The organism is Hymenobacter miniatus, assembly GCF_016427455.1.
GTDB lineage: Bacteria > Bacteroidota > Bacteroidia > Cytophagales > Hymenobacteraceae > Hymenobacter > Hymenobacter armeniacus.
Genome location: NZ_JAELXR010000008.1, coordinates 238,517 through 264,494 on the forward strand (window position 1 = coordinate 238,517; position 25,978 = coordinate 264,494).

A 25,978-nucleotide genomic window follows, 5' to 3' on the forward strand; every position below is an offset into this window, starting at 1 on the left:
AGAGGCGGGTATTTCCGCAAACGATTGCAAAAGTTGCTGGGAATTAATACATTTAGTTTATGGCACATTTCATCAATCACCTCGTCCAGAGCTGGGGCCTGAGCCCGGTGCACTACTGGCACTTGCGCCTGCTCACGGCCTTGCTGCTCACGCCGTTGCTGGGCGTGCTCTACGTGGTGCTTTTCGACCGGCCCAAGCGGCCCACGGCGGGCCGCCAGCTGTGGCACCGGTAGAATAGAACGCGCCCAAGCGTTTCGTCATCCTGCTTCGTCGCGCCCGCTGAAGCACAGCGCGCTTGGGCAAGCCGTTTCGTTGGCTGGCGCGGCCGGGTGTTTCTTTGGGCTGGTAAATACAACCCGGCCCCATGTTGCACGAAACCCTGCTCCTCGTTCTCGGCCTGCTGTTCGTCGTGTTTCTGCTGGTGATGCTGGCGCAGCAGCTGCGCATTTCCTACCCCATTTTTCTGGTGTTGGGTGGGCTGGCGCTCAGCTTTGTGCCCGGCCTGCCGCGGGTGGCCATTGCGCCCGATTTAATATTCCTGATTTTCCTGCCGCCGCTGCTCTACGAGGCGGCCTGGACCACCTCCTGGAACGATTTCTGGCGCTGGCGTCGGGCCATTGGGCTGCTCGCGTTTGGGCTGGTGGCCTTTACTTCGGCCATTGTGGCCTACGTGGCGCGGGCCGTCATTCCGGGGTTTACGCTGGGGCTGGGGTTCCTGCTCGGGGGCATCATTTCGCCGCCCGATGCAGTGGCGGCCACTTCAGTGCTGCGCGGCATCAAGGTGCCGCGGCGGGTGACGGCTATTCTGGAAGGTGAGAGCCTGATTAACGACGCCAGCAGCCTGATTGTGTTTCGGTTTGCGTTGCTGGCGGTGTCGTCGGGCGTGTTTGTGTGGCAGGAGGCGGCCACCAGCTTTCTGCTGGTGAGCGGCATGGGGCTGGCGGTGGGGCTGGGCGTGGCCTACGGCTTCTACCTCATTCACAAGTACCTGCCCACCACGCCCAGCATCAACACGGTGCTCACCTTCATGGCGCCCTACGTGATGTATTTGCTGGCCGAGGAATTCCACTTTTCGGGCGTGCTGGCGGTGGTGAGCGGCGGGTTGCTGCTTTCGCACCTGTCGCACCGGGTGTTCGACGCCAACACCCGCCTGCAGGCCAACAGCGTGTGGGCCAGCGTGAGCTTCGTGCTGAATGGGCTGGTGTTCATTCTCATTGGCCTGCAGTTGCCCATTGCGGTGGAAGGGCTGGGCGAATACTCTTTGCAGCAAGGCATTGCCTACGGTTTGCTGATGAGCGGGCTGGTCATTGTCATTCGGCTGCTGTGGATGTACCCGGCGGCGTTCATTCCGCGCTATTTGAGCAAAAGCATCCGCAATGCCGAGCCCAGCCCCGGCTGGCAGGGCACGCTGGTGCTGGGCTGGGCGGGCATGCGCGGGGTGGTGTCGCTGGCCTCGGCGCTATCGGTGCCGCTGATGACCAACGACGGCCTGCAGTTCCCGCAGCGCAACCTCGTTCTGTTCATCACATTTGTGGTCATTTTGGTCACGCTGGTGCTGCAGGGGCTCACGCTGCCGGCCATCATCCGCTTCACCCGGATTGCCGAGCGCGACGACCGCATGCCCCTCGAAGAGCAGGAAGCCGGCGTGCGCCTGCACCTGCGCACCGCGGCCGTGAAGCACCTGCAGCGCCACTACGCCGCCGAAACGGAAGCCAACGAGCTGATTGCCCGCCTGCAGCAGCGCATGCAAACCGAAATCAACCTCACCACCCGCACCCTCAACGCGCTGGAAACCGACCAGGCCGGCCGCGACGCCCTGCGCCAGTACCACCTCGTGCTGCTCGATGTGCTGAACGTGGAGCGCGAGGCCCTGGCCCACCTGCGCCACCACGACAGCTTCGACGACGAAGTGCTGCGCCAGCAGGAAGCCCAACTGGACCTGGACGAGGCCAAGGTGAAGCACATTGAGCGGTAGGGGAGGGCGGCCGGCTGATAACGGAACGTCATGCAGAGCGCAGCGAAGCATCTCGCCTGCTTCAACTAATATCAATTAAATTACTACCACACGCGAGATGCTTCGCTGCGCTCTGCAGGAAGTGCTGATTATTTTTTCCACTCCCTCGCTTGCGTCGTTTCAGGCCGCCGCTATCTTTGCGGCACGCTCCCTAATCGGGGCACTTATCAAGAAAGGCGGAGGGACAGGCCCTGCGATGCCTTAGCAACCAGTAGCAATACCAGGTGCTAAATCCTGTTCTGAATCAGTTTCGGCCGGTTCAGGAGAAGATAAGTCTACAAGATGTTCCCCGACTGCAGCGGTGGTGCTCTTCTGACTTGTCGGAAGGGCTTTTTTTGTGCCCTTTCGGTAAGAAATCTTGAAAGTGCTTAGGTACCCGGGTGCGTTTTCGTCTCAGCCACAAAACGCTCATTGCCTCATGCAAGCCTCCACCCGCCTCATTCAGTCCTTTCCCGTCGACGAACAAACCGGTGCCCTCGCGGTGCCGATATACCAGACCTGTACCTTCGTGCAGGAGTCGCCGGGCGTGCACAAGGGCTACGACTACTCCCGCACCGCCAACCCCACCCGCAGCGCCCTGGAGCAGCTGCTGGCCGGCCTCGAGCACGGCCATTCGGCCTACGCCTTTGCCAGCGGCATGGCCGCCATCGATGCCGTGCTGAAGTTGCTCTCGACCGGCGACCAGATTGTGGCCATCGACGACATCTACGGCGGGGCCTTCCGCCTGTTTGAGCACGTGTACCGCCGTTTCGGCATCGACATCGTGTATTGCGACACCGCCGACCTGGCCCAGGTGCAGGCCGCCATCACCGAGCGCACCAAGCTGGTGTGGCTGGAGACGCCCTCGAACCCCACGCTCAAAGTCTCCGACATTGCCGGGCTGGCCGAGCTGGCCCACGCCGCCGGTGCCTGGCTGTGCGTCGACAACACCTTTGCTTCGCCCGTGCTGCAGCAGCCCATTCTGCTGGGCGCCGATTTGGTGGTGCACAGCGCCACCAAGTATTTGGGCGGCCATTCCGATTTGATTGCCGGCGCCGTGGTGGCAGCTACCGAAGAGCTGGGCAAGCAAATCCAGTTCATTCAAAACGCCTCGGGGGCCATACTGGGGCCGTTCGATTCGTTTTTGGTGATTCGCGGGCTCGAAACCCTGCATTTGCGCATTGCCCGGCACTGCAGCGCGGCCCTGCAGGTGGCCCGCTTCCTGCAAAGCCGCCCCGAAATCCAGGCTGTGTATTACCCCGGGCTGGAATCGCACCCCAACCACGGCCTGGCCCGGCAGCAGCAGCCCGACGGTTTTGGCGGCATCATCGCGCTGGTGCTGAAAGACGACACCGTGGACGCGGCCACGCAACTTGCCACCAGCCTGAACTACTTCAAGCTGGCCGTGAGCCTGGGCGGCGGCAAGAGCCTGGTGTGCCATTCGGCTTCGATGACGCACACGGCCATCCCGGCCGAGCAGCGCCGCGCCGCCGGCTTTGCCGACAGCCTGCTGCGCCTCTCCATTGGCCTGGAGGCCGCCGACGACCTCATTGCGGATTTGGCGCAGGCGCTCGATGGCTTGGGCGCTGCCGCGGCCAGCGCACCGCTGGCGGTGCCCGAAGCAGAGGCCGTGCTGGCCTAGCCGCAACGGCGGGCGGCAGGCTGGCTGCGCGAAGAAGCCAGTCAGTGGCCGCCCGCCGTTACGGGAGCCGCCACCGGGCCCAATGGCGGCCGTTTTATTCGGCCGATTTTTGGGCGCCAAGCATGATTTGGGCCATAAAAGCCTCCCCGACCGTGTCTGTTGCGTAAGTTGCGGCCGATGCTACGTTCCCTGTATTTTCTGTTGCTGCTGACGCTGGGGGCCACCCAGCTGCCGGCTTGCGCGCAAACCGCCACCACCCCGCCGGCCACCGCCGCCACGGCGCCGGGCCGGCCGCTGCCCTGGCTCGATTCGTTGCTGAATAGCTCGGCCATCCTGCGCCAGCACCAGGTGGGCCTGAGCTTGGCCTATGCCGACAGCACGAAGCCGTTCTACGGCTACCAAGAAGCCAAATACTTCACCCCGGCCAGCAACATGAAGCTGTTCAGCTTTTATGCCGGGCTGCACCTGCTCGGTGATTCGCTGCCGAGCCTGCGCTACTTCTCACGCCGCGACACGCTGTTTTTCCAGGGCACCGGCGACCCCACGCTGCTGCACGGCGACGTGCCCAGCCGCCGCGCCTACAGCTTTTTGCTGAACCGCCCCGAGAAAGTGCTGGCCTACTGCGACATCAAATGCGTGACGCCCTTCGGCCCCAGCTGGACCTGGGACGACTATGGCTACTATTTCCAGCCCGAGCGCGGGGCATTTCCCATCTACGGGCACACCGTGCGCTTCTACGCCGCCGCGCCCGCGCCCGCCAAGCCGCGGGCCGGCGGCACGGCCGCCACGCGGGCCGTGGCCCCGGCCATGCCGCGCGTGCGGGTGCTGCCGCGCTATTTCGTGCCGCTGGTGGGCCCGGCCACTTCCGACCTGCTCACGCCAGGCCTCGACAAGGACACCCACGTGTTGCGCGACCCCCGCGAAAACCGCTTCTACGTGCTGCCCTCCACCAAAAAATGGGTCGATGAAACGCCCTTCGTCACCAGCCGGGGGCTGATGCTGCGGCTGCTGGGCGACACCCTGCGCCGGGCCACGGCCAACGCCGCCTGGCGCCCGCGCCCGGGCCCGGATTCTATTCGCACCCTGCACGGGCTGCGCGTCGACTCCCTTTACCGCCGCATGCTGCGCGTGAGCGACAACTTCCTCGCCGAGCAACTCCTGCTGATGTGCAGCACCAAAATCGGCAGCCACGACTCGCTCAGCACCGGCCGCGTGATTCGCTACGCCCGCAAAAACTTCCTCGGCGGCCTGCCCGACCCCGTGGTGTGGGTGGATGGCTCGGGGCTTTCGCGGCTCAACCTCGTCACGCCCCGCTCCCTCACGGCGCTGCTGCTCCGCCTGCACCAAGAGGTGCCCGAGCGGCGCTTGCTGAGCCTGCTGGCGGCCGGCGGGGGGCAGGGCACCCTCCGCAAGCGCTACCACGACGCCGCCGGCCCCTGGGTGTGGGGCAAAACCGGCACGCTGAGCAACAACCTGAACGTGTGCGGCTACCTGCGCACCAAAAGCGGCCGGCTGGTGGCCTTCAGCTTCATGAACAACAACCACGTGGCCGACAGCGGCGACATGCGCAACGAAGTGGAGCGGGTGCTGCGCCAGGTGCGCGACCGCCTGTAGGTGCGGCGCCGGCTTACCGCGTCACCACCACCTTTTGCGACGCGGCAGTGCCCGCGCCTTGTACCCGAAGAATGTACACGCCGGCCGCCAGCGACGATAAATCAAATTCGCTTTCTACCGACGGATGCAGCTCGGCCGTGGGCGTGACGGGCTGGCCCAGGGCATTGAAGAGGGTGGCGCGCAGGTCGTTGGCCACGCCCCCTTCGGGCTTCACCGTGAGGGTGGTGCTGGCCGGGTTGGGGTAGGTTTGCAGCTGCACCCCGGCGGCCACGAAAGTGGCCGTCACCACGTAGGTGGTCACGGGCTCGTTCACCACGGCGTGGCCCGACTGCGGGCCCGTGGCGCCGGCCGGAATCACGCCGTAGTAGGTGGGGCCGGGCGTGTAGGGGTAGGCGCCGGCGTACTGGCTGTTGATGGTGACGAAGTAGGCATAGGTGCCCTGCGGGTACTCCGGCGTGATGCAAAAGCGGCCGTTGTGGCTGTCCAAGTCGCCGCGGCCGGCCACGTATTCAAAGTCTTCGATGTAGTAGCCCATCGGCTTGGCCGCGTTGATGGCCGGGCCGGCCGAGGGAGCGGCAGAGCCGTCGGGCAGGGTGGTGCGGGCCGAGATGTTGCGGAAGCGGTAGGACGTGCGCATGCTCCGGATGGCGCCCGTGCCGTTGGCATTGGCGTAGCCGTAGGCCCCGTAGATGGGGTAGCCATCAAAGGCGAAGCCGATGATGGGGGAGTGGCGGCTGCTGTCGTGGTCGTTGTAGAGGCAGCGCGGGTTGAGGTGGTGGTGGTACTCGCCGTTGCCGGCGGGGTGGCCCAGGCAGGAATCGAAGCTGGGCCCTTCCACCACAATGGCGTTCTGGTTCCACACGCCCGCGTTGTTGTAGCTCATGGCGTCCTTGGCGTTGAAGATGCTCACGCCGTTGCTCCAGATGCCGGTGTGGCCCAGGGGCGTGGCGGTGGCCGTGCCGGTGTTGGGCGTGGGCGTGCGCGTGATTTTGAACACGAAGTTCTGGTTGGTGGCCGAGTTGGGGTTCATGGGCCAGGGGCCGATGGTGTAGCTCGGCACGCCGGTGCAAGTGATGTACACGTTGCCGGCAGAGTATTGTACCCGCTGCACGTTGCTCAGAATGCCACCAAAACCGGTAGCGCCCGTGGTGTTCACCACCCAGGAGCTGACGATGGGGGTGATTTGGGACTGAGCCAGCCCCGGAAGCGCCAGCAGGAAAAACGGCAGGAAGTAAAGGTGTCGTGGCATAGAAAGCGGTTGTGGGCCCGCGCCCAGATGAAGAGGTCGGTTGACGGCACCGGGCACCGGAAGTTTAAGCCCGGCTGCTGCGGCAGCGTATTGACGTGAATGTAAGGACCGCACCAGCCAGAAAGCGCGCCCAATCTGCCAATCAGCCTCCGCGGCCGACGAGGTGCGCTTTTGCCGGTGCCAACCCCAACACGCTCGCCGCTACGGCAATGCAAAACCCCGGCTTGCGGCCTTTGAGTGAAAAGCCGCAAGCCGGGGTCCGGCCAAAAATCTGGTTGTTCATTCCTAGTACAGCACCCGAAACTTGATGGTGTGCTCCACCGCGCGCAGGGCCTGAATCACCTCCTGGTCGTACTGCCGGTCGATGTCCGTAATCACGTAGCCGATGTGCTCGTTGGTTTTGAGGTACTGGCCCAGGATGTTGACGTGGTGCTGGGCCAGCACGTTGTTGATGTTGGCCAGCACGCCGGGCACGTTGGCGTGGATGTGGATGAGGCGGTGGGCCTGCTGCGTGGGCAGCTGAATGTTGGGGAAATTGACCGACTGCTGCGTGTTGCCGGTGTTGATGTACTGCATGATGCGCTCGGGCACAAACTCGGCGATGTTGCGCTGGGCCTCGGCCGTGCTGCCGCCGATGTGGGGCGTGAGCAACACATTGGGCAGGCCGCGCAGCTCGTTTTCGAAGGTTTCGTGGTTGGTTTTGGGCTCATACGGGAACACGTCGACGGCCGCGCCGCCGAGGTGGCCGCTGCGCAGGGCGGCGGCCAGGGCGGGCACGTCCACCACGTGGCCGCGGGCGTTGTTGAGAAACAGGGCGCCCTGTTTCATCAGCGCAAATTCCCGGGCGCCGATGTAGCGGGTGTTTTCCTGGCGGCCGTCGATGTGCAGCGTCACCACGTCGGCCTGGGCCAGCAGCTCGTCCAGGGTGCGGCACTTCACGGCGTTGCCGAGCTGCAGCTTTTCGGCCACGTCGAAGTACACCACCTTCATGCCCACGGCCTCGGCCACCACGCTCAGCTGCGAGCCGATGTTGCCGTAGCCCACGATGCCCAGCGTCTTGCCGCGAATCTCAAACGAGCCGTTGGCCGACTTGTCCCATTCGCCGGCGTGCATCTTGGGGTTCTTTTCCGGAATGCGGCGGGCCAGCACGATGATTTCGCCCAGGGCCAGCTCCACCACCGAGCGGGTGTTGGAGAAAGGCGCGTTGAACACGGCCACGCCCTTTTTCATGGCCCCCACCAGGTCAATCTGGTTGGTACCGATGCAGAAGGCGCCGATGCCGATGAGGCGGTTGGCGGCATCGAGCACGCGCTGCGTCACCTGGGTTTTGGAGCGAATGCCGAGCAGGCTCACGCCCTCGATGCGCGCGATGAGCTCGTCTTCGTCGAGGCCGCCTTTCACTTCTTCCACCTGGTAGCCTTCCTGGCGGAACAGCTCGGCGGCGCGGGCGTCCGGATTTTCCAGCAGGAGCACCTTGATGCGGTTTTTGGGGTACGAAAGAGTCATGGGCAGTCTTAGTTGGTACAAAAACTCGTCGAAGGTGGGCAGCACCTCGTCGGCCTGGGCCACCACGCTGGGGCGGCTAACGTTCTCGGTGTAAGCGTAGAAGCGGTGCGCCAGGCCGGCTTCGCGAATTTGGTAGTCGGTATACCCGTCGCCGAGCACGTACACGGGGCCGTCCAAATCGAGCAGCACCAGCTGGCGGATTTTGCCGCCGTCGCGGCTCAGCACGTTGCCGGGGTCGCAGCCGGTGATGTTGCCCTGCGCGTCGAAGGTGAAGGTGTTGGCCAGTACGTGGTCGGGCGCGATGCCGAACTCGGCCACCACCGGCTCAATAAACTCGCGGAAGCCGCTGCTCACCACGTAAATCCGGTCGGCGAACTGCCGGAAGAAAGCGGCGTTGCGCTGAATGCTCTCGCTCACTTTGGTTTTGAGGCGGGCAATGAGCGGCGTCAGGTGGCGCTCGTTGGCGCCCAGCAGGGCCAGCCGTTTGCTCAGCGACTCCTGGAAGCCGATTTCGCCGGCCATGCCCTGGTCGGTGAGGGCCTTAATCTGGCCGACGACGTTGGCCTGGTCGGGGTGGCCTTGCAGGGCGATGTCGGCCAGCTCGTCCAGGCCTTCGACCTGAGTAAACGTGCTGTCGAAATCGAAAACGAGGTAGGGCAGGGGGGTAGCAGGAGCGGACATGTTCGCAAAGATGGGCGCGGCAGTACCTTGGCGCGGCATTCACGCCCGAAGTATTTTATGAAACCCTTGCTGACTTTGTTGCTACCGCTGCTATTGAAACTGGCTGCTGTTGGGCCGCCAACGGGGAAAGTGACGTTTAGCCCGCTGACCAAAGCAGCGTATCTGGAGGCCAGGAAGGCGGCAATTGTGACGAAGCCGGTCGCAACGTTTCCGCTGAAGAAGCAGAAAGGATGCATTGTGATTCCGACAGTAAAAGGCAAAGTGATTTTTCAGGACAAAGGCGTTGGCACTGATAATGATGACCAAGCGGAGTTCAGTTACCGTGGCCTGGTTGCGAGCCTGAAATACCACGTAGTGGAGGGGCGGTACTGGGAAGCATTTCAGGTGCACCTAGTGGGTGAGAACGGACAGAGGCTGGACCTGCCTAGTTTGCCTGAGTATTCGCCGGATATGCGAAGCATGGTGGTTGCTTCTTCGGGCATTGAAGTTGGATACTTTCCCAATGCCATTCAGCTGTACCGGCTCGAAAACGGCCGCTGGCGGCAAGTCTGGAAAATAGAGCCATCGGTAGACCCAATGAGTTGGGAGCCGGAAGAAGTTCGGTGGCTTTCTAACTCAGCTTTGCTGCTGAAAAAGAAGATGTGGACCGGCAAAAAACCGGGCACGACCTACACCTACGCCAAGCTGCAGGTACACTAAAGCTGCTCCCGAGAGCCCGGCCGTTGCGCCGGTTTTTTTGTGGCGTTGTTTGTGGCTGACGGCGCCGCCGATTTGGCTGGCACTCATCATCACCCAGCACCAAACGGCGGCCCGGCGTCATCGGTCCCGCCAACACCGGGCCCTATTGGCGCGTTACCTTGTGCTATGACGAAAGCTGTTTTTATCGCCGCCGCCGAGCCCAACAGCGGCAAGTCGCTGGTGGCCCTGGGTTTGGTGAACATGCTGCTGGGCAAAGCCCGCCAAGTGGGCTACTTCAAGCCCATCATCGACTACGACCCTGGCCAGGGCCTCGACCCGCACATTGACACCATTGACCAGTACTTCAAGCTGGGGCTGCCCTACGCCGATACCTACGCCTACACGCGCCAGGAGGCGTTGCGGCTGCTGGAAGCCGATGCCCAGGGCGAGCTGATTGACGCCGTCATCCGCAAATTCAAGCACTGGGAAGACACGCGCGATTTTACGGTGGTGGAGGGCAGCGACTTTTTGGGGCCGGGCACCGCCATTGAGTTCGACGCCAACGTGTCCATTGCCAAGAACCTGGGCGTGCCGGTGGTGCTGCTGGTGTCGGGCGAAGGCAAAAGCACGGCCCAGCTGGTGAGCGCGGCGCTGACGCTGCTGCGCAGCTTTGAGGGGCGCGAGGTGCCGGTGCTGCTGGTGGTGGCCAACCGTGTGGCCCCCGCCCAGGCCGACGACGTGCAGGCGCTGCTCCGGGCCCAGCTGCCGGCCGAGGTGCTGCTGGCCGTCATCCCCGAAGAGCCCAACCTGCTGCACCCCACCATGCGCGAAATCCAGGCCGGGCTGGGCGGCAAGCTGCTGTTTGGCGAGGGAGGCCTGGGCAGCCAGGTCGACAACTACGTCATCGGGGCCATGCAGGTGCCGCAGTTTCTGAACTACCTCAAAGACAACGTGCTGATTGTGACGCCCGGCGACCGCGGCGACATCATTGTGGCCGCGCTGCAGGCCAACCAGTCGGCCAGCTACCCGCGCGTGGCCGGCATCGTGCTCACGGCCGGCTCCGAGCCCGACCCGCCCATCATGCGCCTGCTGGAAGGCCTGCCCAACGTGGTGCCCATTCTGGCCGTGCCCACGGGCACCTTCGAAACCACCACCCGCGTGGCGGGCATCCGCTCGCGCATCTCGCCCGACAACCCCAAGAAGGTGCAGCTGGCCATCGGCACCTTCGGGCGGCACGTGGATGTGCGGGCCCTGGAAGAAAAGCTGGTCAGCTTCCAATCCGAGGGCATTACGCCGCACATGTTCCAGTACCGGCTGCTGCAGTGGGCCAAACGCTCGCGCCGCCACATTGTGCTGCCCGAAGGCAACGACGACCGCATTCTGCGGGCCGCCGCCCAGCTGCTGCACCAGGACATTGTGGACCTCACCATTCTCGGCGACCCGGCCGAAGTGGCGGCCTCGGCCAAACGCCTGGGCCTGAGTCTGCCCGCCGGCCACCTGCGCATCGTTGACCCGGTGCATTCGGAGCACTACGCCGACTACGTGGAGACGTTTTACGAGCTGCGCAAAGACAAGGGCGTGAACCACGACATGGCCCGCGACCTGCTGCGCGACGTGTCCTATTTCGGCTCGATGATGGTGTACAAAGGGCACGCCGACGGCATGGTGTCGGGGGCGGTGCACACCACGCAGCACACCATCCGGCCGGCGCTGCAATTCATCAAAACCAAGCCGGGCGTGTCGGTGGTGTCGTCGGTGTTTTTCATGTGCCTGCCCGACCGCGTGGCTGTGTTCGGCGACTGCGCCGTGAACCCCAACCCCACCGCCGAGCAGCTGGCCGAAATTGCCATTTCCTCGGCCGAAAGCAGCCGGGCCTTCGGCATCGAGCCGCGCGTGGCCATGCTCTCGTATTCGTCGGGCACCTCCGGCGCCGGCGCCGACGTGGACAAGGTGCGCCAGGCCACCGAGCTGGTGCGCCAGAAGCGCCCCGACCTGAAAGTGGAAGGCCCCATCCAGTACGACGCCGCCGTGGACCCCCTGGTGGGCCGCCAGAAGCTGCCCGACTCGGAAGTGGCCGGCCAGGCCAGCGTGCTCATCTTCCCGGACCTCAACACCGGCAACAACACTTACAAAGCCGTGCAGCGCGAAACCGGCGCCCTGGCCATCGGCCCCGTGCTGCAGGGGCTGAACAAGCCGGTGAACGACCTCAGCCGCGGCTGCACGGTGGATGACGTGTTTAATACGGTGGTCATCACCGCCATTCAAAGCCAGCAGCAGTAGCGTGGACGCTGCGAGCCCACGCTACATATTACCTTTTGCATGAACATTTTCGTCATCAATTCCGGCAGCAGCTCCATCAAGTACCAACTCTTTAGGTGGCCGGCCGAGCAGCCCGTGTGCAGCGGCCTGGTGGAGCGCATCGGCTCGGACGAAGCCACCATTCGCCACACCGTTTTTGAGCAGGAAGGCGCCACTGCCGAGCAGCGCCTCGTCCTGCCGCTGTCCGACCACGAGGCCGGCCTGCGCGAGGTAGTCCGGCTGCTGACGGCCCAGCCCGGCGGCGTCATCCGGGACCCCGCGGAAATCGCCGCGGTGGGCCACCGCGTGGTGCACGGCGGCGAGGCATTTGCGGCCACCACGCTCATCACGGCCGAGGTGAAAGCGGAAATCCGGCGGCTATTCGCGCTAGCGCCGTTGCACAACCCGGCCAATTACCTGGGCATTGAAGTGGCGGAGCAGCTGTTTGCCCAGGCCCGGCAGGTGGCGGTGTTCGACACGGCTTTTCACCAGACCATGCCCGAGTACGCTTTTCGCTACGCCCTGCCCACGGCGCTGTACGAGGAGCAGCGCATTCGCAAATACGGTTTTCACGGCACCAGCCACCAGTACGTGGCGGCCCAGGCGGCGGCGTATCTGCAGAACCCCGACGCCCGGCTCATCACCATTCACCTGGGCAATGGCTGCAGCATGGCGGCGGTGCGCGGCGGCCAGTCGCTGGACACCAGCATGGGCTTCGGCCCGCTCAGCGGCCTGGTGATGGGCACCCGCTCCGGCGACCTCGACCCCTCGGTGCTGTTGCACCTGCTGGGGCCGCTGGGCTATTCTGCCGAGCAGGTGAGCACCCTGCTCAACAAGGAAAGCGGCATGCTGGGGCTGGCCGGCTCCAACGACATGCGCGACATCGGGCAGGCCCTGGCCGCCGGCGACGCCCGCGCCGCCCTGGCCTACGACCTGTACGCCTACCGCATTCGTCACTACATCGGCGCCTACACCGCCACACTCAATGGCCTGGATGCCATTGTGTTCACCGCTGGAGTGGGGGAGAACGACGCCCTGGTGCGCGCGAAGGTGTGCGCGCGAATGGAGTTCTTCGGCCTGCAGCTGGACGAGGAGAAAAACCAGCAGCGCAGCCCGGGCTTGCGCGACCTGAGCGAGCCGGCGTCGCGGGCCCGGATATTGGTGATTCCGACGAATGAGGAACTGGAAATAGCCCGGCAAAGCGCCGAATTACTAACCGCTCACGCTTGAAAATGCCCCAACGCCTGCTCTTCGTGTACAACGCCGACACCGGCCTGCTGCCCGGCCTCAAGGACGCGTTTCACAAAATCCTCTCGCCGGCCACCTACCCGTGCGCGCTGTGCGCCGTGACGTATGGCGCCACCAGCATGCGGCCCGAGTGGCGCGCGTTCATCAAAAGCCTGCCGGTGCCGGTGCAGTTCCTGCACCGCGACGAGTTCGGGCGGGCTTTTCCGCAGTGGCGCGGGCACCGACTGCCGGCCGCTTTTGCGGTTGCCGAAACGGGGGAGCTGCAGCCATTTATGACGGCGGAGGACATGGCCGGGGCCGACCTCAACGGCCTGATGCAGCAGGTGCGCGAAAAACTGGCTTAGGGCAAGACTGCGCCGTTACCTTTGGCAGGAAAACAGACGGTTTCTGTTCTTTTCTATCATTATTCCACCCGATTTTTCATGAAGTGTACCTTTCTGCTGGGCGCGGCCCTGCTGACGGCCGGCACGGCGGCGGCGCAGTTTCAGGCCCCGGTGCCAACTGGCCCGGCCTACGACGCCCGCACGCTGTTTAGCCCCTCGTTCATCGAGCAGCTGGCCACGCCCACGCGCACGGCCGGTGGCCAGCCCGGCGCCCAGTACTGGCAAAACGCGGCCGACTACAAAATCAACGCCCGCCTCGACGACAAAACGGCCCGCGTGACGGCCAGCGTCGACATCACCTACACCAACAACAGCCCCGACGCCCTGCCCTTCGTGTGGCTCTACGTGGACCAGAACCTGTACCGCGCCGACTCGCGCGGGGCGGCCGCCACGCCCGTGGGCGGCGGGCGCTTCGGCAACTCGGCGCGCGGCTTCCAGGGCGGCGACTCGCTGCAAACCGTGCGCATCGAGCTGCACGGCAAAAAGCTGAAGGCCAACTACCGCGTGAACGACACGCGCCTGCAAATCATGTTGCCCGAGGCCCTCAAGCCCAAGGGCGACAAGCTCAGCATCCACATCGACTACGGCTTCAACGTGCCCGAGTACGGCTCCGACCGCCTGGGCCGCCTCAACACCAAAAACGGCGAAATCTTTGAAGTGGCGCAGTGGTACCCGCGCATGGCCGTGTACGACGACGTGGAAGGCTGGAACACGCTGCCCTACCTCACGGCCGAATTCTACCTCGATTACGGCAATTTCGACTACACCGTGAACGTGCCGGCCAACTTCCTGGTGGGCGGCTCGGGCGAGCTGGTGAACCCCGCCGAGGTGCTGACCAGCGCCCAGCAAAGCCGCCTGGCCAAGGCCGCCGGCTCCGACCAAACGGTCATCGTGCGCTCGGTGGACGAGGTGACGCAGCCCGGCTCGCGGCCCGCTGGCAAGGGCGGCCGCCTGAGCTGGCACTTCCGCTGCCAGCGGGCCCGCGACGTGGCCTGGGCCGCCTCGGCGGCCTTTGTGTGGGACGCGGCCAAGATGAACCTGCCCAGCGGGCGCAAGTCGCTGGCCATGTCGTTCTACCCCGTGGAATCGGCCCAGGACACGGCCTGGAACCGCTCGACGGAGTACGTGAAAAAGAGCATCGAATTCAACTCGAAGCAGTGGTACGAATACACCTACCCCGTGGCCACCAACGTGGCCGGCGTGGTGGGCGGCATGGAGTACCCGGGCATTGTGTTTTGTGGGGCCAAAGCGCGCAAAGCCAGCCTGTGGGGCGTGACGGACCACGAATTCGGCCACAACTGGTTTCCGATGATAGTGGGCTCGAACGAGCGCAAATACCCGTGGATGGACGAGGGCTTCAACACGTTCATCAACATCCTGTCGTCGCAGGCCTTCAACAACGGCGAGTACGCCAAGCTGCTGAACGACACCACGCGCCTGGTGGGCGGGCTGGTGCGCGGCATTCTCGACCCCGCCACCGACCCGCCCTACACCGTGCCCGACGTGACGCAGTCGCGCAACCTGGGCTTTGCGGCGTATAGCAAGATGGGCTACGGCCTGTTTTTGCTGCGCGAGGAAATCCTGGGCGAGGAGCGGTTCGACTACGCTTTCCGCACATACATCAAGCGCTGGGCCTTCAAGCACCCGCAGCCCAAGGACTTTTTCCGGACCATGAACGAGGCCAGCGGCGAAGACTTGAGCTGGTTTTGGCGCGAGTGGGTGTACAACAACTGGATTCTGGACCAGGCCGTGACCACCGTGGCCTACGTGAACCAGGACCCCGCCCAGGGCGCCCTCATCACCCTCGAAAACCGCGGCCAGGCCGCCATGCCCGTGACGGCCGACGTGACCGAAACCAACGGCAAAACCACCCGCGTGAAGCTGCCCGTCGAAATCTGGCAGCGCGGCGGCACCTGGACCTTCCGCTACAATTCCACCACGCCCCTCACGCAGGTGCGCCTCAACGCCACCAAGCTGCTGCCCGACGTGAACCCCGGCAACAACGTGTGGCGCGCGCAGGTGCTGCGGTAGCCATCGTTAGAAACCGAAGGCCGCCATGCTCTGCATGGCGGCCTTTTTTGTTGGCATGCCTTCACCGGCTGGCCACTTTGCGCGGCGCTGGGGCGTCGGCGCCGTCCTGGCGGGCGCGCTTCACCACTTCGAGGCCCACTTTTTTGCCCAGGGCGAGGCCCACGATGTTGTCGGTGCGGAAGTGGATGCCGCCGTCGAAGCGCGACTCGGCGGCTTCGTGGGCTTTGGCGTCGCAGAGCTGGGTTTCCTCGGGAAAGAGGTAGCTCAGCACCGTGCCGCGGGCGCAGGAGAGCGTGGCGTGCCCCGACGGGTAGCCCGGAAACGGCGGCGTGACGGGCAGCACCGGCTGGTAGCTCGGGTCGTACTGGTCGGGCCGAATGCCCCAGTACGAGAACTTGGCGTCCCAGCAGGCCACGCCGGCGTCGAAGGCGGCCACGCTGAGCAGGGCGTAGGCCCGGGCGGCACGGGGGGCGTCAAGGTATTGGCCGGTTTCGAACAGCTTCCGGTTCAGCATCTCGCCCCAGTAGTCGTTGGAAGCCCAGTAGAAGGCCCGGCCCATGGTGGCCGGCGTGCGCTTGGCCATTTTTAGCTCCTGCATGTCGGCAGTGTAGTCGGGCGGCGGACCGGGGCGGAACTGCCGGCCCGAGGTGAGCACAAACGGCCGCCAGTGCCCGCGCATGGGCGCCACGGGCGCGCGCTTGTCGTGCCAGAGGGTGGCCTGGGTGGGCGCAGCGCCTTTCCAGACGGCGTCGCAGCTGTCGGTTTTGGCGCGCTCCAGCACGGCCGCGGCCACGCGCTGGCCCAGCTCGAAGCCGGCGTCGACGTCGCTGGGGTAAGCCACCCCGGCCAAGATGCGCGAGCGGCCGGCGTCGGCGGCCAGCTGGCGCAGGGAGTCGGCCTTGGCCGGAAACAGGGCCGCCAGCACCGCCGAGGCCGCGCCGGCCGCCACGGCGTGCTCCGAAGGGTAGGAGGGGCTGCTGTTGTGGGCCACGCAGGCGGCTTCGGCGTGGCGGGCGTCGGGGCCCGGGCGGCGGTAGGCGTACTTGGCGTGCCAGGCGGCCACGGTGGCGTCGTAGATGGCGATGTTCATCAGGGCCTGGGCGCGCCACATGGCGACGGGGTCGTGCAACAGGCTTTCCGAGATGGCCTGCCAGCGGTAGCCGGGCGCGCCGGCGTTCCAGTAGCGAATCAGCTGCCGGCTGGCCGAGTCGCGCCGCTGGGCCAGGGCCAGCACGGTTTGGGCTTCGGCCCGGGTGGCTTTGGCCGATGGCGGGGGCGGCACCGCCAGGGCCGCGCCCGAGGGGATGACCCAGGTTTTCCACTCGCCGGCGGTGGGCTCCATCTGCGCCCGTGCAGGACCGGCCAGCAGGCAGCTCAGCCCAACCAATAGTACAGTTGTCTTCATAGCAAATAGGAGCAAGGGGTGTATATCAAAAATAACGAATATTTATGACATGCACCCCTTGCTCCTATTTATTTGAATTATAGGCAACAACAAAGGCTTGGTAGGTCTTTAGGATGCCCGGCCGTGGCGGCTTCGCCACTTGGCGTCGTAGCGCGCACCGCCGAATAAATAGAGCATCAGCGCCCGCGAATAGCGCAGAATGAGCGGCGTGAACAGCACCGTGACGCCGGTGATGATGGCCACGTACACCCAGGTGTCGGGGTTGCCGAGCAGGTAATAAATCAGCACGCCCAGCACCAGGAAAGTGCCCACGTTGAAGGCGAAGGTGATGTACATCGAGCCGAAGTAGAAGCCGGGCTCGGGCTCAAAGCTCTGGCCGCACACGGGGCACTGGGCAGGCATTTGGGCAAACTGGGTCACGTTCAGGGCCGAAGTGCTGAAGAGCTTGCCCTGGTGGCAGCGCGGGCAGCGCAGCTTGAGCAGCGCCAGGGCCGTCGAGTCGACGAGTTCGTAGGAATCGGTGGGTTCGGCCATGGGGGAAGCGGGGGAGGGAAGCATGAGGCTAGGGGCTATACGGGAGAAAAGCGGCGGCGCCCACGCGCGGGGCGGGCGCCCACGCGTCAGCGCCATTGATGGCCCAAAATTACCGGGCCGTAAGGTGGGCATTGCGGCCCGATTTCAGGCCTTTACAGGACAAATCAACGCTGCTGCCGAAAGGCTTCCGGCGTGGTGCCCGCGTACTTGCGGAAGTAGCGCACGAAATAGGACGAGTCCTCAAACCCCAGCTCGTAGCCCACCTGCGCCACGCTCAGCGCCGAGTGGCTGAGCAGGCGCCGCGCCTCCGTGATGACCCGCTCGTGGATGAGGGCGCTGGCGGTTTTGTTGAGCACGCGGCGGCACAGGGCGTTGAGGTGGTTGGCCGTGAGGTGCAGCAGCTCGGCGTAGTCGCGCACGCTGCGCCGGGTGCGGTAGTGCTCGTTGAGCAAGGCGCCAAACTGCCGGATTTGCTGCAGGGCAAGGCTGGCTTCGGCCTCGGCAGCGGGGGAGGCGGGATAGTGGCGGGTGGCCAGCTCCAGCACCAGGTGCAGGTAGCTGCGGAAAACGTCGGCTTGGTTGGCGTGGGGTGCGGTGTATTCGTCGAGCAGGCGCTGAAACAGGGGCTGAATCTTGGTTTCGGCCGCCGGCAAGTACAGCACCGGCGGGTGCGCGCTGCCGAAAAACGGGTAGGCGTAGAGGCCGGCGCCGGGGTAGCGGAAGAGGTAGAAATCGGCCGAAAAAAACACCACGAAGCCGCGCGTGTCGGGCGTGAGCTGCCAGCGGTGCACCTGCCCCGGGGCCAGAAAAAACACGCTGCCCGGCCGCAAGTCATACGCGACGAGGTCGACGGTGTGCGTGCCCGTGCCGGCCGTGACGTAGAGCAGCAGGTAGAAATCATGGGCGTGGGCCGCGTTCACGTGCGGAAACCGAACGACGTGCGTTTCCAGCCGCTCGCAGTAGTAGGGCGCGCCGGAGGGCGTGTTGGGAAACGAGGCGAGGGCCAAAACCGGCAGGCCAGTGGCTTTCATGGGCGCAGCTTGAGGCCGTGAAAGTAACCCCGGCGGCGCGGGTCGTACCTTTGGGGCACTGCTGGGGTCTGGTTGGCCCTGACTGGCGGATGCCCCGGCGGCATCGCGTCAACGGGCATGGGCGCTTGGCCGTGGCCGTTGAGTACAAGCTGTTTTCAGCTTGCATCCAGCTTGGTCGACGCCCGCCAGCAGCGACTTGTTGCCCCGTTCTTGTGCACCTTTCCTTGTTGAACCGCTCGGCCGTTTGGGCCGGGCTGCTGGGCGCGTCTGTGCTGCTTGCCGGCTACAGCGGCGCCAAGCCCACGCCAACGGCTGCCCCGCGCAGCCGCACTTTTGTGCTCACCAGCACGGCCACCGTGCCCGTGCCGCCCGCCGGCACCAAAACCCTCGACCTGTGGCTGCCCGTACCGCATGCCGACGCCAACCAGGACGTGCGCAACCTCAAAATTGAGTCGCCGGTGCCGTACAAGATTGAAACCGGCGCCTACGGCAACCAGATGCTGCACCTCCAGCCCGCCGCCGTGCCCACCGCCCCGCTGGTGGTGAAGCTCACCGCCCACATCACCCGCCGCGAGCACCTCAACCTGCGCGCGGGTACGCCTACGGCCAAGGCCAGCAAGGAAAAAGCCGACCCCAACATGGCCCGCTGGCTCGGCCCCGACCGGCTGGTGCCCCTCGACGCCAAAATCAAGCAGCAAGCCCAGGAAGTGGTGGCCAAGGCCGGCGCCAAAACCGACCTCGAAAAAGCCCGCGCCATCTACGAGCACGTGGTGAGCACCGTGACCTACGACAAAACCGGCCAGGGCTGGGGCCGCGGCGACATCTACTACGCCTGCGACGCCCGCCGCGGCAACTGCACCGATTTCCACGCCATCGTCATCGGCTACTGCCGCTCGCTGGGCATTCCGGCGCGCTTCAGCATTGGGCTGCCGCTGCCCGCCGAGCGCGGCAAGGGCGAAGTGAAAGGCTACCACTGCTGGGCCGAGTTCTACACCAAGGAAACCGGTTGGGTGCCCGTCGACGCCTCCGAAGCCGCCAAAAACCCCGACAAGCGCAACTATTTTTTCGGCGCCCACGACGAAAACCGCGTCGAATTCACCCGCGGCCGCGACGTGGAGCTGGCCCCCAAGCAAGCCGGCCCGCCGCTCAACTACTTCGTGTATCCGTACGCTGAAGCCGACGGCAAGCCCCTGGACGTGGCCCGCACGTACGAGTTTGTGGACGTGGCCAAGTAGCGCGGCTTCGTTCTGGCGGGCGCCTCATCCCCGGCCCCTTTCCAATAGGAGAGGGAGCACCGGTTTTGCTCCCATTAAGGGTGAAAGTGAAGAGTTAGGAGTCAAAAACGACGACTAATTCTAACTTTTAATGCAAAGACGGGCTCCTCTCTCCCTGAGGAAGGGGGCTGGGGATGAGGCGTCCGCCAGAACGAAGCTGCGGCCAAACCCAGTCAAACCACTATATTCACCCAGCACCTTTCCTGCTGGTCTCATGGTTTTGCGCTTCCAACAGCCGGCTTCGCCGCTGCGGCCCTTTGTGCAGTACTACATGCTGGTGCACATGCGCTACCACGGCATCAGCCCGGCGCAGGCCGTGAAGCCCATGCCGCCGGCGCCGCAGCAGTGGCTGTATTTCTACCCGCGCGAGGCCATGAACACCTTTCATTACGGGCAGGGGCGCGAAATACCGTCGCCGCGCAGCATCGTGGTGGGGCCGCAGGTGTCGCGGGTCGATTTGCGGTTTCCGCCCGACCACCTCATGGTGTGCGCCGCGTTCTGGCCCGGCGGGCTGCACCGGCTGCTGGACGTGCCGGTGAAGGAGCTGTTTGACTTCTCCATCGACAGCCGCGCGCTGCTGGGCCCCGGCGTGGCCGAGGTGGAAAGCCGGCTGGCCGAAACCACCGACTACGCCGCCATGCTGGCCGTGCTCGAGAGCTACCTGCTGGGCATGCTGGGCCGCCTGCGCCCCCGCGCCGAGCGCCCCCTCGACCGCCTGCTGCCGGTGCTGCTGCCCACCGGCCGCACCACGGCCTCGCTCGAGCACCTGGCCGCCGAGGCCTGCCTGAGCCCGCGGCAGTTTGAGCGCGGCTTTGTGGAGCGCGTGGGCATGTCGCCCAAGCTCTACGCCCGCATCGTGCGCTTCGACCGGGCATTCCGGCTCAAAGAGCGGCGGCCTGAGCTGGACTGGCTGGCCGTGGCCGTGCGCGCCGGCTACTACGACTACCGCCACTTGGTGCGCGACTTCAAGGAATTTGCCGGCGTGACGCCGCCGCAGCTGCTGGCCGCCGAACTGGCCCACACCCAGGTGGTGGGCAGCCCGGTGCATTACCCGGCGTAAATGTCGGTTTTTTACTACCGGGGCGGGGCCGTTGGCCGAGAGCTTTGCTGGCGAACCAACCACTTCAACCCCATGAAAACCTTCTTCCTGAGCCTGGCCCTGTGCCTGGGCACCGCCGCCGCCTTCGCCCAACAGCTGCCCGCCGCCGACGAGGCCGCCATCCGCCAGGTGCTGCGCCGCGTGGATGCCAACTACACCGACCACAAGTTTGCCGACATGGCCACGTATACCACCCCCGACGTGAGCTGGGTCAACATCGTGGGCATGTGGTGGCAGGGCCGGCCGCAGGTGCAACTGGCCCACCAGCAGATTTTCGACTCCATCTTCAAGGGCGTGCCTTTCAAAATGGGCAAGGTGGCCATGCGCGCCATCACCCCGGACGTGGCCCTCGTGAACGTGTACTACGAAGTAGGCGCCTTCTACCCGCCCGACGGCGTGAACCGCGGCACCAACAAAATGGGCGACGACCAGAACCTGCTGAGCCTGATAATGGTGAAGAAGCAGGGCAAATGGCTGCTCACCGCCGGCCACAACACGGTGGTCGACGCCCGCGCCGCCGCCAACGACCCCGCCCTCGCCGCCAAAAAGTAGCCTGCCGCAAAGCGTAAAAAAGGCCGCGCAAACCCAGTCGTTTGCGCGGCCTTTCCGATGGCGACGAAGGAAGAAAACGGGCTACGGCGCCAGCACCAGCTTGCCGAAGTTCTCGCCCGAAAACAGCTTCAGCAGCGCGGGCAGGAAGTTTTCGAGGCCGTGCTCTACCTGCACTTTGGGCATGTGCAGCTTGCCTTCCCGGAGCCAGCCGGCCATTTCGCGGGCCGCCGCCGCGTAGTTGGCGGCGTTGTCGAACACCACGATGCCTTCCATGCGGGCCCGGTTCACGAGGAGCGAAAGGTAGTTGCTGGGGCCCTTCACGGGCGTGGTGTTGTTGTACTGCGAAATGGCCCCGCAAATGACAATGCGGGCCTTGAAGCGGATTTGCTCCAGCACAAAATCGAGGATTTCGCCGCCCACGTTGTCGAAATACACGTCGATGCCCTCGGGGCAGGCCGCGCGCAGACCGGAGCGTACGTTTTCGGTTTTGTAGTTCACGCAGGCATCGAAGCCCAGCACATTCAGGCAGTAGTCGGCCTTGGCCTGGTCGCCCACAATGCCCACCACCCGGCAGCCTTTCAGCTTGGCAATCTGGCCCACCACGCTGCCCACGGCACCGGCCGCGCCGCTCACCACCACGGTGTCGCCGGGCTGGGGCTGGCCCGTGTCGAGCAGGCCGAAGTAGGCCGTCAGGCCGGGCATGCCCAGCGTGGCCAGGTAGGCTTCGAGCGGCGCCAGGCTGGTATCCACTTTCACCAGGTATTCGGGGCTGCGCGGGTCGGTGGCGCCGGGGCCCACCACGGCGTATTGCTGCACGCCGAGGTTGCCGGTCACGTAGTCGCCCACCGCAAAGGCGGGGTTTTTGGACTCCACCACCTGGCCCGCCGTGCCCGCCCGAAACACCTCGCCAACCTCGATGGGCTTGATGTAGGAACGGCCCGCGTTCATCCAGCCGCGCATGGCGGGGTCGAGGGAAATAAAGCTGATTTTTATCAGCAACTGGCCGTCGGTGAGGGCCGGCACGGCCACTTCGTCGAACTCTAAGTTGGCCGACTGCGGCAGCCCAACGGGGCGCGAAGCCAGCTTCACCCGCTTGTTGGTATACGTCATAAAATGCGGTTTAAAGGGGTAGAGACGCAACATTTTGCGTCTCGTCGTTGAACGGCCGGTACCGCACCGTTCTGGCAAAGTAGGCGTCATCGTTCAACGACGAGAGGCAAAATGTTGCGTCTCTACCTCGTTCAAATTAAGCAGCTTTCACCGGCTGGGCCTGCTCCAGCGTTACCAAATCCTCGGCCGTGAGGCGCAGCTCGGTGGCTTCGAGCAGCTCCGTGACCTGGCCCACGCTGGTGGCGCTGGCAATGGGTGCGGCCACGGCGGGCGCCTGCATCAGCCAGGCCAGGGCCACCTGGGCCGGCGTGGCCGATTGCCGGTCGGCCACGGCGTCGAGGGCCGTGAGGATGCCCAGGCCCTTTTCATTCAGGTATTTCTGGCCCACCCCGCCGCCGCGCGGGCTCTTCTGCAGGTCGGCCTCGGAGCGGTACTTGCCCGTGAGGAAGCCGGCGGCCAGGCCGTAGTACGGAATGGCGCCGATGTTTTCTTCGAGCAGGAGCGGGGCCAGGTTCTTTTCGAAGTCCTCACGGTCGTAGAGGTTGTAGAGGTTTTGCAGCGTCTCGTAGCGCGGGAAGCCGTGTTGCCGGCTGGCGGCCAGCGACTCGCGCAGGCGCTCATTGGTGAAGTTGGAGGCGCCAATAGCGCGCACCTTGCCCGCTTTCACCAGCTGCGCATAGGCTTCCAGGGTTTCCTCCACGGGCGTGGTGGGGTCGTCTTTGTGCGACTGGTAGAGGTCGATGTAGTCGGTGCCGAGGCGCTTGAGCGAGCCTTCCACGGCGCGCAGGATGTAGTCCTTTTTCAGGCCTTTGTGGTCGGCGTTCACCTCCCAGCCCACTTTGGTGGCGATGATGACGTCGTCGCGCCGGCCGCGGCGCTGCAGCCACTTGCCAATGATGGTCTCGGACTCGCCGCCCACGTGGCCCGGCACCCACACCGAGTAGCCGTCGGCGGTGTCGATGGCGTTGCCGCCGTTGGCCACAAAGGCGTCGAGCACGGCAAAGGAAGTAGCCTCGTCGATGGTCCAGCCAAAGACGTTGCCGCCCAACATGAGCGGTGAAATAGAAAGGCCGGAGCGGCCCAGTTCACGGGTTTGCATAGCGAAAAAACAGGGTTGGCATGAGGTGCACTAACCGAAAAATGGCGCCGAAGGTTGGGTCCCGGGCCCGCACGTTGCCCCATAACGAAGCCGCTGCCCGGTACCGCTTCGCATCGGAAGCGACGCCGGGCAGCGGCCGAAGGGGTAGGCGCCAGTCGCCTTAGTTTACCTTGTTCAGCAGCTTGCTGAGGGTGCTTTGCAACTCGTCGCCGCGCAGGTTGGTGGCCACGATTTTGCCCTGCGGGTCCAGCAAGAAGTTCTGCGGAATGGCTTGCACGCCGTATTCCTGGGCCACGGCGTTGTTCCAGTACTTCAGGTCCGATACGTGGGTCCAGGTCAGGTTGTCTTTCTCGATGGCGCGCACCCACGCCTCGCGGGCGCCTTCTTTGTCGAGCGACACGCCCAGCACGGTGAACCCCTTGTCTTTGTAGGCGTTGAAGGCCTTCACCACGTTGGGGTTTTCCTGGCGGCAGGGGCCGCACCAGCTGGCCCAGAAGTCAATCAGCACGTACTTGCCGCGCAGGCTGCTCAGCTTCACGGGCACGTTGTCGGGGGTGTTTTGGGTGAAGTCAGGAGCCACGGCGCCCACCGCCACTTTTTGCAAGCGCTTGATTTGCTCGTCGATGCGCTGGCCGCGCGGGGAGTTGCGCAGGTTGGCGCTCAGGCCCTGAAACAGCGCGGCGTAGGGCCCCACTTCCGGCACCGAGCCGCTGGCATCCTGCAACACAAACAAGCTGAAGCGCGTGTCGGGGTGCGCCTTCACGTATGCGGTCCGAATCTTTTTCTGCTCGGCTTCGATGGGGTCGAGCTTGGCTTCGAGCTGCTTGATGTAGGCCGGGTCTTTGCGCGTGGTTTCGGGCTGGGCGCGGTACTCTTTGATGAAGGCTTCGTACTGGTCATCCAACGACTTCAACGAGGCCGTCAGCTTGGCGTTTTCGTCGTTGAGCGGCGTGCCGCGCACCACCAGCCGCTTGGCCGAATCCGGCGTACTGACGGTGATGGTGCCCTTCTCCAGATAGAAAAATTCCCGCGTTCCGTCTTTCGATTTCTTCAGCGGGGTGCCGTTGTGGCTGAACGTGAGCGACGCCCGCCCCGGCTCCGGCAGCGTGCCCTTGAACTCGAAACGGCCGTTTTTCACCGCCGCCGAGTCCGTGGTCCAGACTTTGTTCACAGGGTAGCTGAGGTAGGCCTTGGTCACGCCGGCTTTGGGCCCCACGGTGCCTTTCACCGCAAAGGGTTCGGTTTGGGCCTGGGCCACGCCCGGCAACAGCAGCAATGCGCCGTACAGAAAGTTTTTCATCATCATGAAGTAAAAGAGAAATAAAAAGATACAGGGTTGCAAATGTCTGTTGGTCGATAACTACTTGAGCGCCGCCGTGGTAAGCGGCGTGACGGGCGCGTGCCGCGGCCGGCGGCCCTGCACCTCGGGCATCGAAACGTTGGGCAGACGCGGCAGCACGTAGCGGGCAAAATACTCGGCCTCGTCGAGCAGCGGGTAGCCCGAGAAAATAAAGGCCCGGAAACCCATGTCCATGTAGCGGTTGAGCTTCTCCACAATCTGGTCGGGGGTGCCCACGAGGGCGCCGCCGGCCCCGGAGCGCGCCTTGCCGATGTCGGTCCAGAGCAGCGGCTCCACAAAGCCTTCTGCGTCGGCGTGCTCGCGCAGCTGGTTTTGGCGGTGCACGCCCAGCGACCAGGAATCCTGCGCCCGGCTCTTGATTTCGGCCCCTTTCACGGGGTCAAACTTCGACATGAGCTTGCGGGCGTAGGCGCGGGCCTCGTCCTCGGTTTCGCGCACGATGACGTGGATGCGCAAGCCAAAATCAATCCGGCGGCCGTGGCGGGCGGCGCGGGCGCTCAGGTCCTGCATGGTTTCGTAGAGCATTTCCTCGGTTTCGGGCCACATCAAAAACAGGTCGCAGTACTGCGCGCACACCGCCCGCGCGCCTTCTGAGGTGCCGCCGAAGTAGAGCAGCGGCCCGCCGTTTTGCTGGTAGGGCTTGGCCGGGTCCGCGGGCATGTCGAACTGGTAGAGCTCGCCTTTATGAATGATGCGCTCCTGCGCCCAGGCCTGTCGGAGGATTTCGATGGTTTCGGCGCAGCGCTGGTAGCGCAGTTCGGGCGCTTCGCGCAGGCCGGGCAGGTCAGAATTGATGATGTTGATGGTGAGGCGACCTTCGAGCATGTGGTCGAGCGAGGCCAGGGCGCGGGCCAACATGGGCGGGTGAATTTCGCCGGTGCGAATGGCCGTGAGCAGGTTGATGCGCGAAGTCTGGGGCGCAATGCCGGCCGCAAACGTCATCACGTCTTGCCCCACGGTGTAGGACGTGGGCAGCAGAATATTGGAGTAGCCCAGCCGCTCGGACATGAGCACGATGTCGCGGCAATGCGCCCAAGAGCTGCGGTAGGCGCCGTCGAGCACGCTTAAGTATTGCGTGTCGCCGCCGCAGAGGTCGTCGAACCAGGAAATTTCGGCCACGCGCTGCGGCGTGCGAATGGCGACGGAGGCGATGGGGGAGGAGAGGGACATGTTGGGGTAGCTAGGGGCTAG

The 25,978-nt window shown here is 64.7% G+C and carries 21 protein-coding genes and 1 riboswitch; of the genes, 12 read left to right on the forward strand and 9 right to left on the reverse strand.

Translation table 11 applies throughout. From position 1 onward, the window contains the following. The first annotated feature begins 59 nt into the window (after positions 1 to 59). The 4 genes from JAO73_RS14460 (at position 60) to JAO73_RS14475 (ending at position 5,249) form a co-directional block, all read left to right on the forward strand. Entirely contained in the window at positions 60 to 233 is a 174-nt protein-coding gene (locus tag JAO73_RS14460) for a hypothetical protein (protein WP_190927361.1), read from the forward strand. Between the two features lie 131 nt (positions 234 to 364). Beyond that, on the forward strand, positions 365 to 1,975 hold the full coding sequence (locus JAO73_RS14465; protein ID WP_198977769.1) for a Na+/H+ antiporter: 1,611 nt from the start codon (positions 365 to 367) through the stop codon (positions 1,973 to 1,975). 200 nt (positions 1,976 to 2,175) lie between these two features. After that, a riboswitch (SAM riboswitch) is annotated at positions 2,176 to 2,290 on the forward strand. Between the two features lie 142 nt (positions 2,291 to 2,432). After that, entirely contained in the window at positions 2,433 to 3,635 is a 1,203-nt protein-coding gene (locus JAO73_RS14470; RefSeq protein WP_198977770.1) for a trans-sulfuration enzyme family protein, read from the forward strand. Between the two features lie 177 nt (positions 3,636 to 3,812). Continuing rightward, on the forward strand, positions 3,813 to 5,249 hold the full coding sequence (locus JAO73_RS14475) for a D-alanyl-D-alanine carboxypeptidase/D-alanyl-D-alanine-endopeptidase (protein ID WP_198977771.1): 1,437 nt from the start codon (positions 3,813 to 3,815) through the stop codon (positions 5,247 to 5,249). Positions 5,250 to 5,262: 13 nt separating this feature from the next. Here JAO73_RS14475 and JAO73_RS14480 read toward each other — a convergent pair whose 3' ends face one another. Beyond that, complete coding sequence (locus tag JAO73_RS14480) at positions 5,263 to 6,498, reverse strand: T9SS type A sorting domain-containing protein (protein WP_198977772.1); 1,236 nt, start codon at positions 6,496 to 6,498, stop codon at positions 5,263 to 5,265. 285 nt (positions 6,499 to 6,783) lie between these two features. After that, on the reverse strand, positions 6,784 to 8,685 hold the full coding sequence (gene serA, locus JAO73_RS14485) for a phosphoglycerate dehydrogenase (RefSeq protein WP_198977773.1): 1,902 nt from the start codon (positions 8,683 to 8,685) through the stop codon (positions 6,784 to 6,786). A gap of 57 nt (positions 8,686 to 8,742) precedes the next feature. Here serA and JAO73_RS14490 point away from each other — a divergent pair, with 57 nt between their 5' ends. The 5 genes from JAO73_RS14490 (at position 8,743) to JAO73_RS14510 (ending at position 15,323) form a co-directional block, all read left to right on the forward strand. Further along, a complete protein-coding gene (locus JAO73_RS14490) occupies positions 8,743 to 9,384 on the forward strand; it encodes a hypothetical protein (protein WP_198977774.1) in 642 nt (213 codons plus the stop codon). Positions 9,385 to 9,549: 165 nt separating this feature from the next. Next, positions 9,550 to 11,643 (forward strand): phosphate acetyltransferase, encoded by a 2,094-nt coding sequence (gene pta / locus JAO73_RS14495; protein WP_198977775.1) that lies wholly within the window; start codon positions 9,550 to 9,552, stop codon positions 11,641 to 11,643. A gap of 39 nt (positions 11,644 to 11,682) precedes the next feature. Continuing rightward, positions 11,683 to 12,891, forward strand: coding sequence for an acetate/propionate family kinase (locus tag JAO73_RS14500; RefSeq protein WP_198977776.1), 1,209 nt, complete (start codon positions 11,683 to 11,685; stop codon positions 12,889 to 12,891). Positions 12,892 to 12,893: 2 nt separating this feature from the next. Next, positions 12,894 to 13,253: a hypothetical protein gene (locus JAO73_RS14505; RefSeq protein ID WP_198977777.1), complete on the forward strand. Its 360-nt coding sequence runs from the start codon at positions 12,894 to 12,896 to the stop codon at positions 13,251 to 13,253. A 78-nt stretch (positions 13,254 to 13,331) separates the two neighbouring features. Next, entirely contained in the window at positions 13,332 to 15,323 is a 1,992-nt protein-coding gene (locus JAO73_RS14510; RefSeq protein WP_198977778.1) for a M1 family metallopeptidase, read from the forward strand. Positions 15,324 to 15,384: 61 nt separating this feature from the next. On the opposite strand, the gene JAO73_RS14515 is transcribed toward JAO73_RS14510, so the two are convergent. From JAO73_RS14515 to JAO73_RS14525, 3 genes are all read right to left on the reverse strand, one after another. Beyond that, a complete protein-coding gene (locus JAO73_RS14515; RefSeq protein WP_198977779.1) occupies positions 15,385 to 16,728 on the reverse strand; it encodes a phosphatase PAP2 family protein in 1,344 nt (447 codons plus the stop codon). A gap of 108 nt (positions 16,729 to 16,836) precedes the next feature. Next, positions 16,837 to 17,262, reverse strand: coding sequence for a DUF983 domain-containing protein (locus tag JAO73_RS14520; protein ID WP_223827766.1), 426 nt, complete (start codon positions 17,260 to 17,262; stop codon positions 16,837 to 16,839). 164 nt (positions 17,263 to 17,426) lie between these two features. Further along, on the reverse strand, positions 17,427 to 18,293 hold the full coding sequence (locus tag JAO73_RS14525; RefSeq protein WP_198977780.1) for a helix-turn-helix transcriptional regulator: 867 nt from the start codon (positions 18,291 to 18,293) through the stop codon (positions 17,427 to 17,429). Positions 18,294 to 18,517: 224 nt separating this feature from the next. On the opposite strand from JAO73_RS14525, the gene JAO73_RS14530 reads away from it, so the two are divergent. The 3 genes from JAO73_RS14530 to JAO73_RS14540 all read left to right on the forward strand — a co-directional run bounded on the left by JAO73_RS14530 (position 18,518) and on the right by JAO73_RS14540 (position 21,218). Beyond that, positions 18,518 to 19,528, forward strand: coding sequence for a transglutaminase-like domain-containing protein (locus JAO73_RS14530; RefSeq protein ID WP_233169213.1), 1,011 nt, complete (start codon positions 18,518 to 18,520; stop codon positions 19,526 to 19,528). Positions 19,529 to 19,781: 253 nt separating this feature from the next. Continuing rightward, positions 19,782 to 20,627, forward strand: coding sequence for a helix-turn-helix domain-containing protein (locus tag JAO73_RS14535; protein ID WP_198977782.1), 846 nt, complete (start codon positions 19,782 to 19,784; stop codon positions 20,625 to 20,627). 72 nt (positions 20,628 to 20,699) lie between these two features. Continuing rightward, positions 20,700 to 21,218, forward strand: a complete 519-nt coding sequence (locus JAO73_RS14540) for an SgcJ/EcaC family oxidoreductase (RefSeq protein ID WP_198977783.1) — start codon at positions 20,700 to 20,702, stop codon at positions 21,216 to 21,218. Between the two features lie 81 nt (positions 21,219 to 21,299). On the opposite strand, the gene JAO73_RS14545 is transcribed toward JAO73_RS14540, so the two are convergent. The 4 genes from JAO73_RS14545 to JAO73_RS14560 all read right to left on the reverse strand — a co-directional run bounded on the left by JAO73_RS14545 (position 21,300) and on the right by JAO73_RS14560 (position 25,957). Next, positions 21,300 to 22,328 (reverse strand): NADP-dependent oxidoreductase, encoded by a 1,029-nt coding sequence (locus JAO73_RS14545; protein WP_198977784.1) that lies wholly within the window; start codon positions 22,326 to 22,328, stop codon positions 21,300 to 21,302. Positions 22,329 to 22,464: 136 nt separating this feature from the next. Further along, positions 22,465 to 23,427 (reverse strand): aldo/keto reductase, encoded by a 963-nt coding sequence (locus tag JAO73_RS14550; RefSeq protein ID WP_198977785.1) that lies wholly within the window; start codon positions 23,425 to 23,427, stop codon positions 22,465 to 22,467. Between the two features lie 160 nt (positions 23,428 to 23,587). After that, positions 23,588 to 24,733 carry a TlpA disulfide reductase family protein gene (locus JAO73_RS14555; protein ID WP_198977786.1) on the reverse strand — a complete coding sequence of 382 codons (1,146 nt, stop codon included), beginning with the start codon at positions 24,731 to 24,733 and terminating at the stop codon, positions 23,588 to 23,590. 54 nt (positions 24,734 to 24,787) lie between these two features. Next, positions 24,788 to 25,957, reverse strand: a complete 1,170-nt coding sequence (locus JAO73_RS14560) for an LLM class flavin-dependent oxidoreductase (protein ID WP_198977787.1) — start codon at positions 25,955 to 25,957, stop codon at positions 24,788 to 24,790. Positions 25,958 to 25,978: the final 21 nt, after the last annotated feature.

Coding starts and splice junctions, on each gene's coding strand:
- JAO73_RS14460 (WP_190927361.1), top strand. CDS start 60: ATGGCACATTTCATCAATCACCTCGTCCAGAGCTGGGGCCTGAGCCCG.
- JAO73_RS14465 (WP_198977769.1), top strand. CDS start 365: ATGTTGCACGAAACCCTGCTCCTCGTTCTCGGCCTGCTGTTCGTCGTG.
- JAO73_RS14470 (WP_198977770.1), top strand. CDS start 2,433: ATGCAAGCCTCCACCCGCCTCATTCAGTCCTTTCCCGTCGACGAACAA.
- JAO73_RS14475 (WP_198977771.1), top strand. CDS start 3,813: ATGCTACGTTCCCTGTATTTTCTGTTGCTGCTGACGCTGGGGGCCACC.
- JAO73_RS14480 (WP_198977772.1), bottom strand. CDS start 6,498: ATGCCACGACACCTTTACTTCCTGCCGTTTTTCCTGCTGGCGCTTCCG.
- serA (WP_198977773.1), bottom strand. CDS start 8,685: ATGTCCGCTCCTGCTACCCCCCTGCCCTACCTCGTTTTCGATTTCGAC.
- JAO73_RS14490 (WP_198977774.1), top strand. CDS start 8,743: ATGAAACCCTTGCTGACTTTGTTGCTACCGCTGCTATTGAAACTGGCT.
- pta (WP_198977775.1), top strand. CDS start 9,550: ATGACGAAAGCTGTTTTTATCGCCGCCGCCGAGCCCAACAGCGGCAAG.
- JAO73_RS14500 (WP_198977776.1), top strand. CDS start 11,683: ATGAACATTTTCGTCATCAATTCCGGCAGCAGCTCCATCAAGTACCAA.
- JAO73_RS14505 (WP_198977777.1), top strand. CDS start 12,894: ATGCCCCAACGCCTGCTCTTCGTGTACAACGCCGACACCGGCCTGCTG.
- JAO73_RS14510 (WP_198977778.1), top strand. CDS start 13,332: ATGAAGTGTACCTTTCTGCTGGGCGCGGCCCTGCTGACGGCCGGCACG.
- JAO73_RS14515 (WP_198977779.1), bottom strand. CDS start 16,728: ATGAAGACAACTGTACTATTGGTTGGGCTGAGCTGCCTGCTGGCCGGT.
- JAO73_RS14520 (WP_223827766.1), bottom strand. CDS start 17,262: ATGGCCGAACCCACCGATTCCTACGAACTCGTCGACTCGACGGCCCTG.
- JAO73_RS14525 (WP_198977780.1), bottom strand. CDS start 18,293: ATGAAAGCCACTGGCCTGCCGGTTTTGGCCCTCGCCTCGTTTCCCAAC.
- JAO73_RS14535 (WP_198977782.1), top strand. CDS start 19,782: ATGGTTTTGCGCTTCCAACAGCCGGCTTCGCCGCTGCGGCCCTTTGTG.
- JAO73_RS14540 (WP_198977783.1), top strand. CDS start 20,700: ATGAAAACCTTCTTCCTGAGCCTGGCCCTGTGCCTGGGCACCGCCGCC.
- JAO73_RS14545 (WP_198977784.1), bottom strand. CDS start 22,328: ATGACGTATACCAACAAGCGGGTGAAGCTGGCTTCGCGCCCCGTTGGG.
- JAO73_RS14550 (WP_198977785.1), bottom strand. CDS start 23,427: ATGCAAACCCGTGAACTGGGCCGCTCCGGCCTTTCTATTTCACCGCTC.
- JAO73_RS14555 (WP_198977786.1), bottom strand. CDS start 24,733: ATGATGATGAAAAACTTTCTGTACGGCGCATTGCTGCTGTTGCCGGGC.
- JAO73_RS14560 (WP_198977787.1), bottom strand. CDS start 25,957: ATGTCCCTCTCCTCCCCCATCGCCTCCGTCGCCATTCGCACGCCGCAG.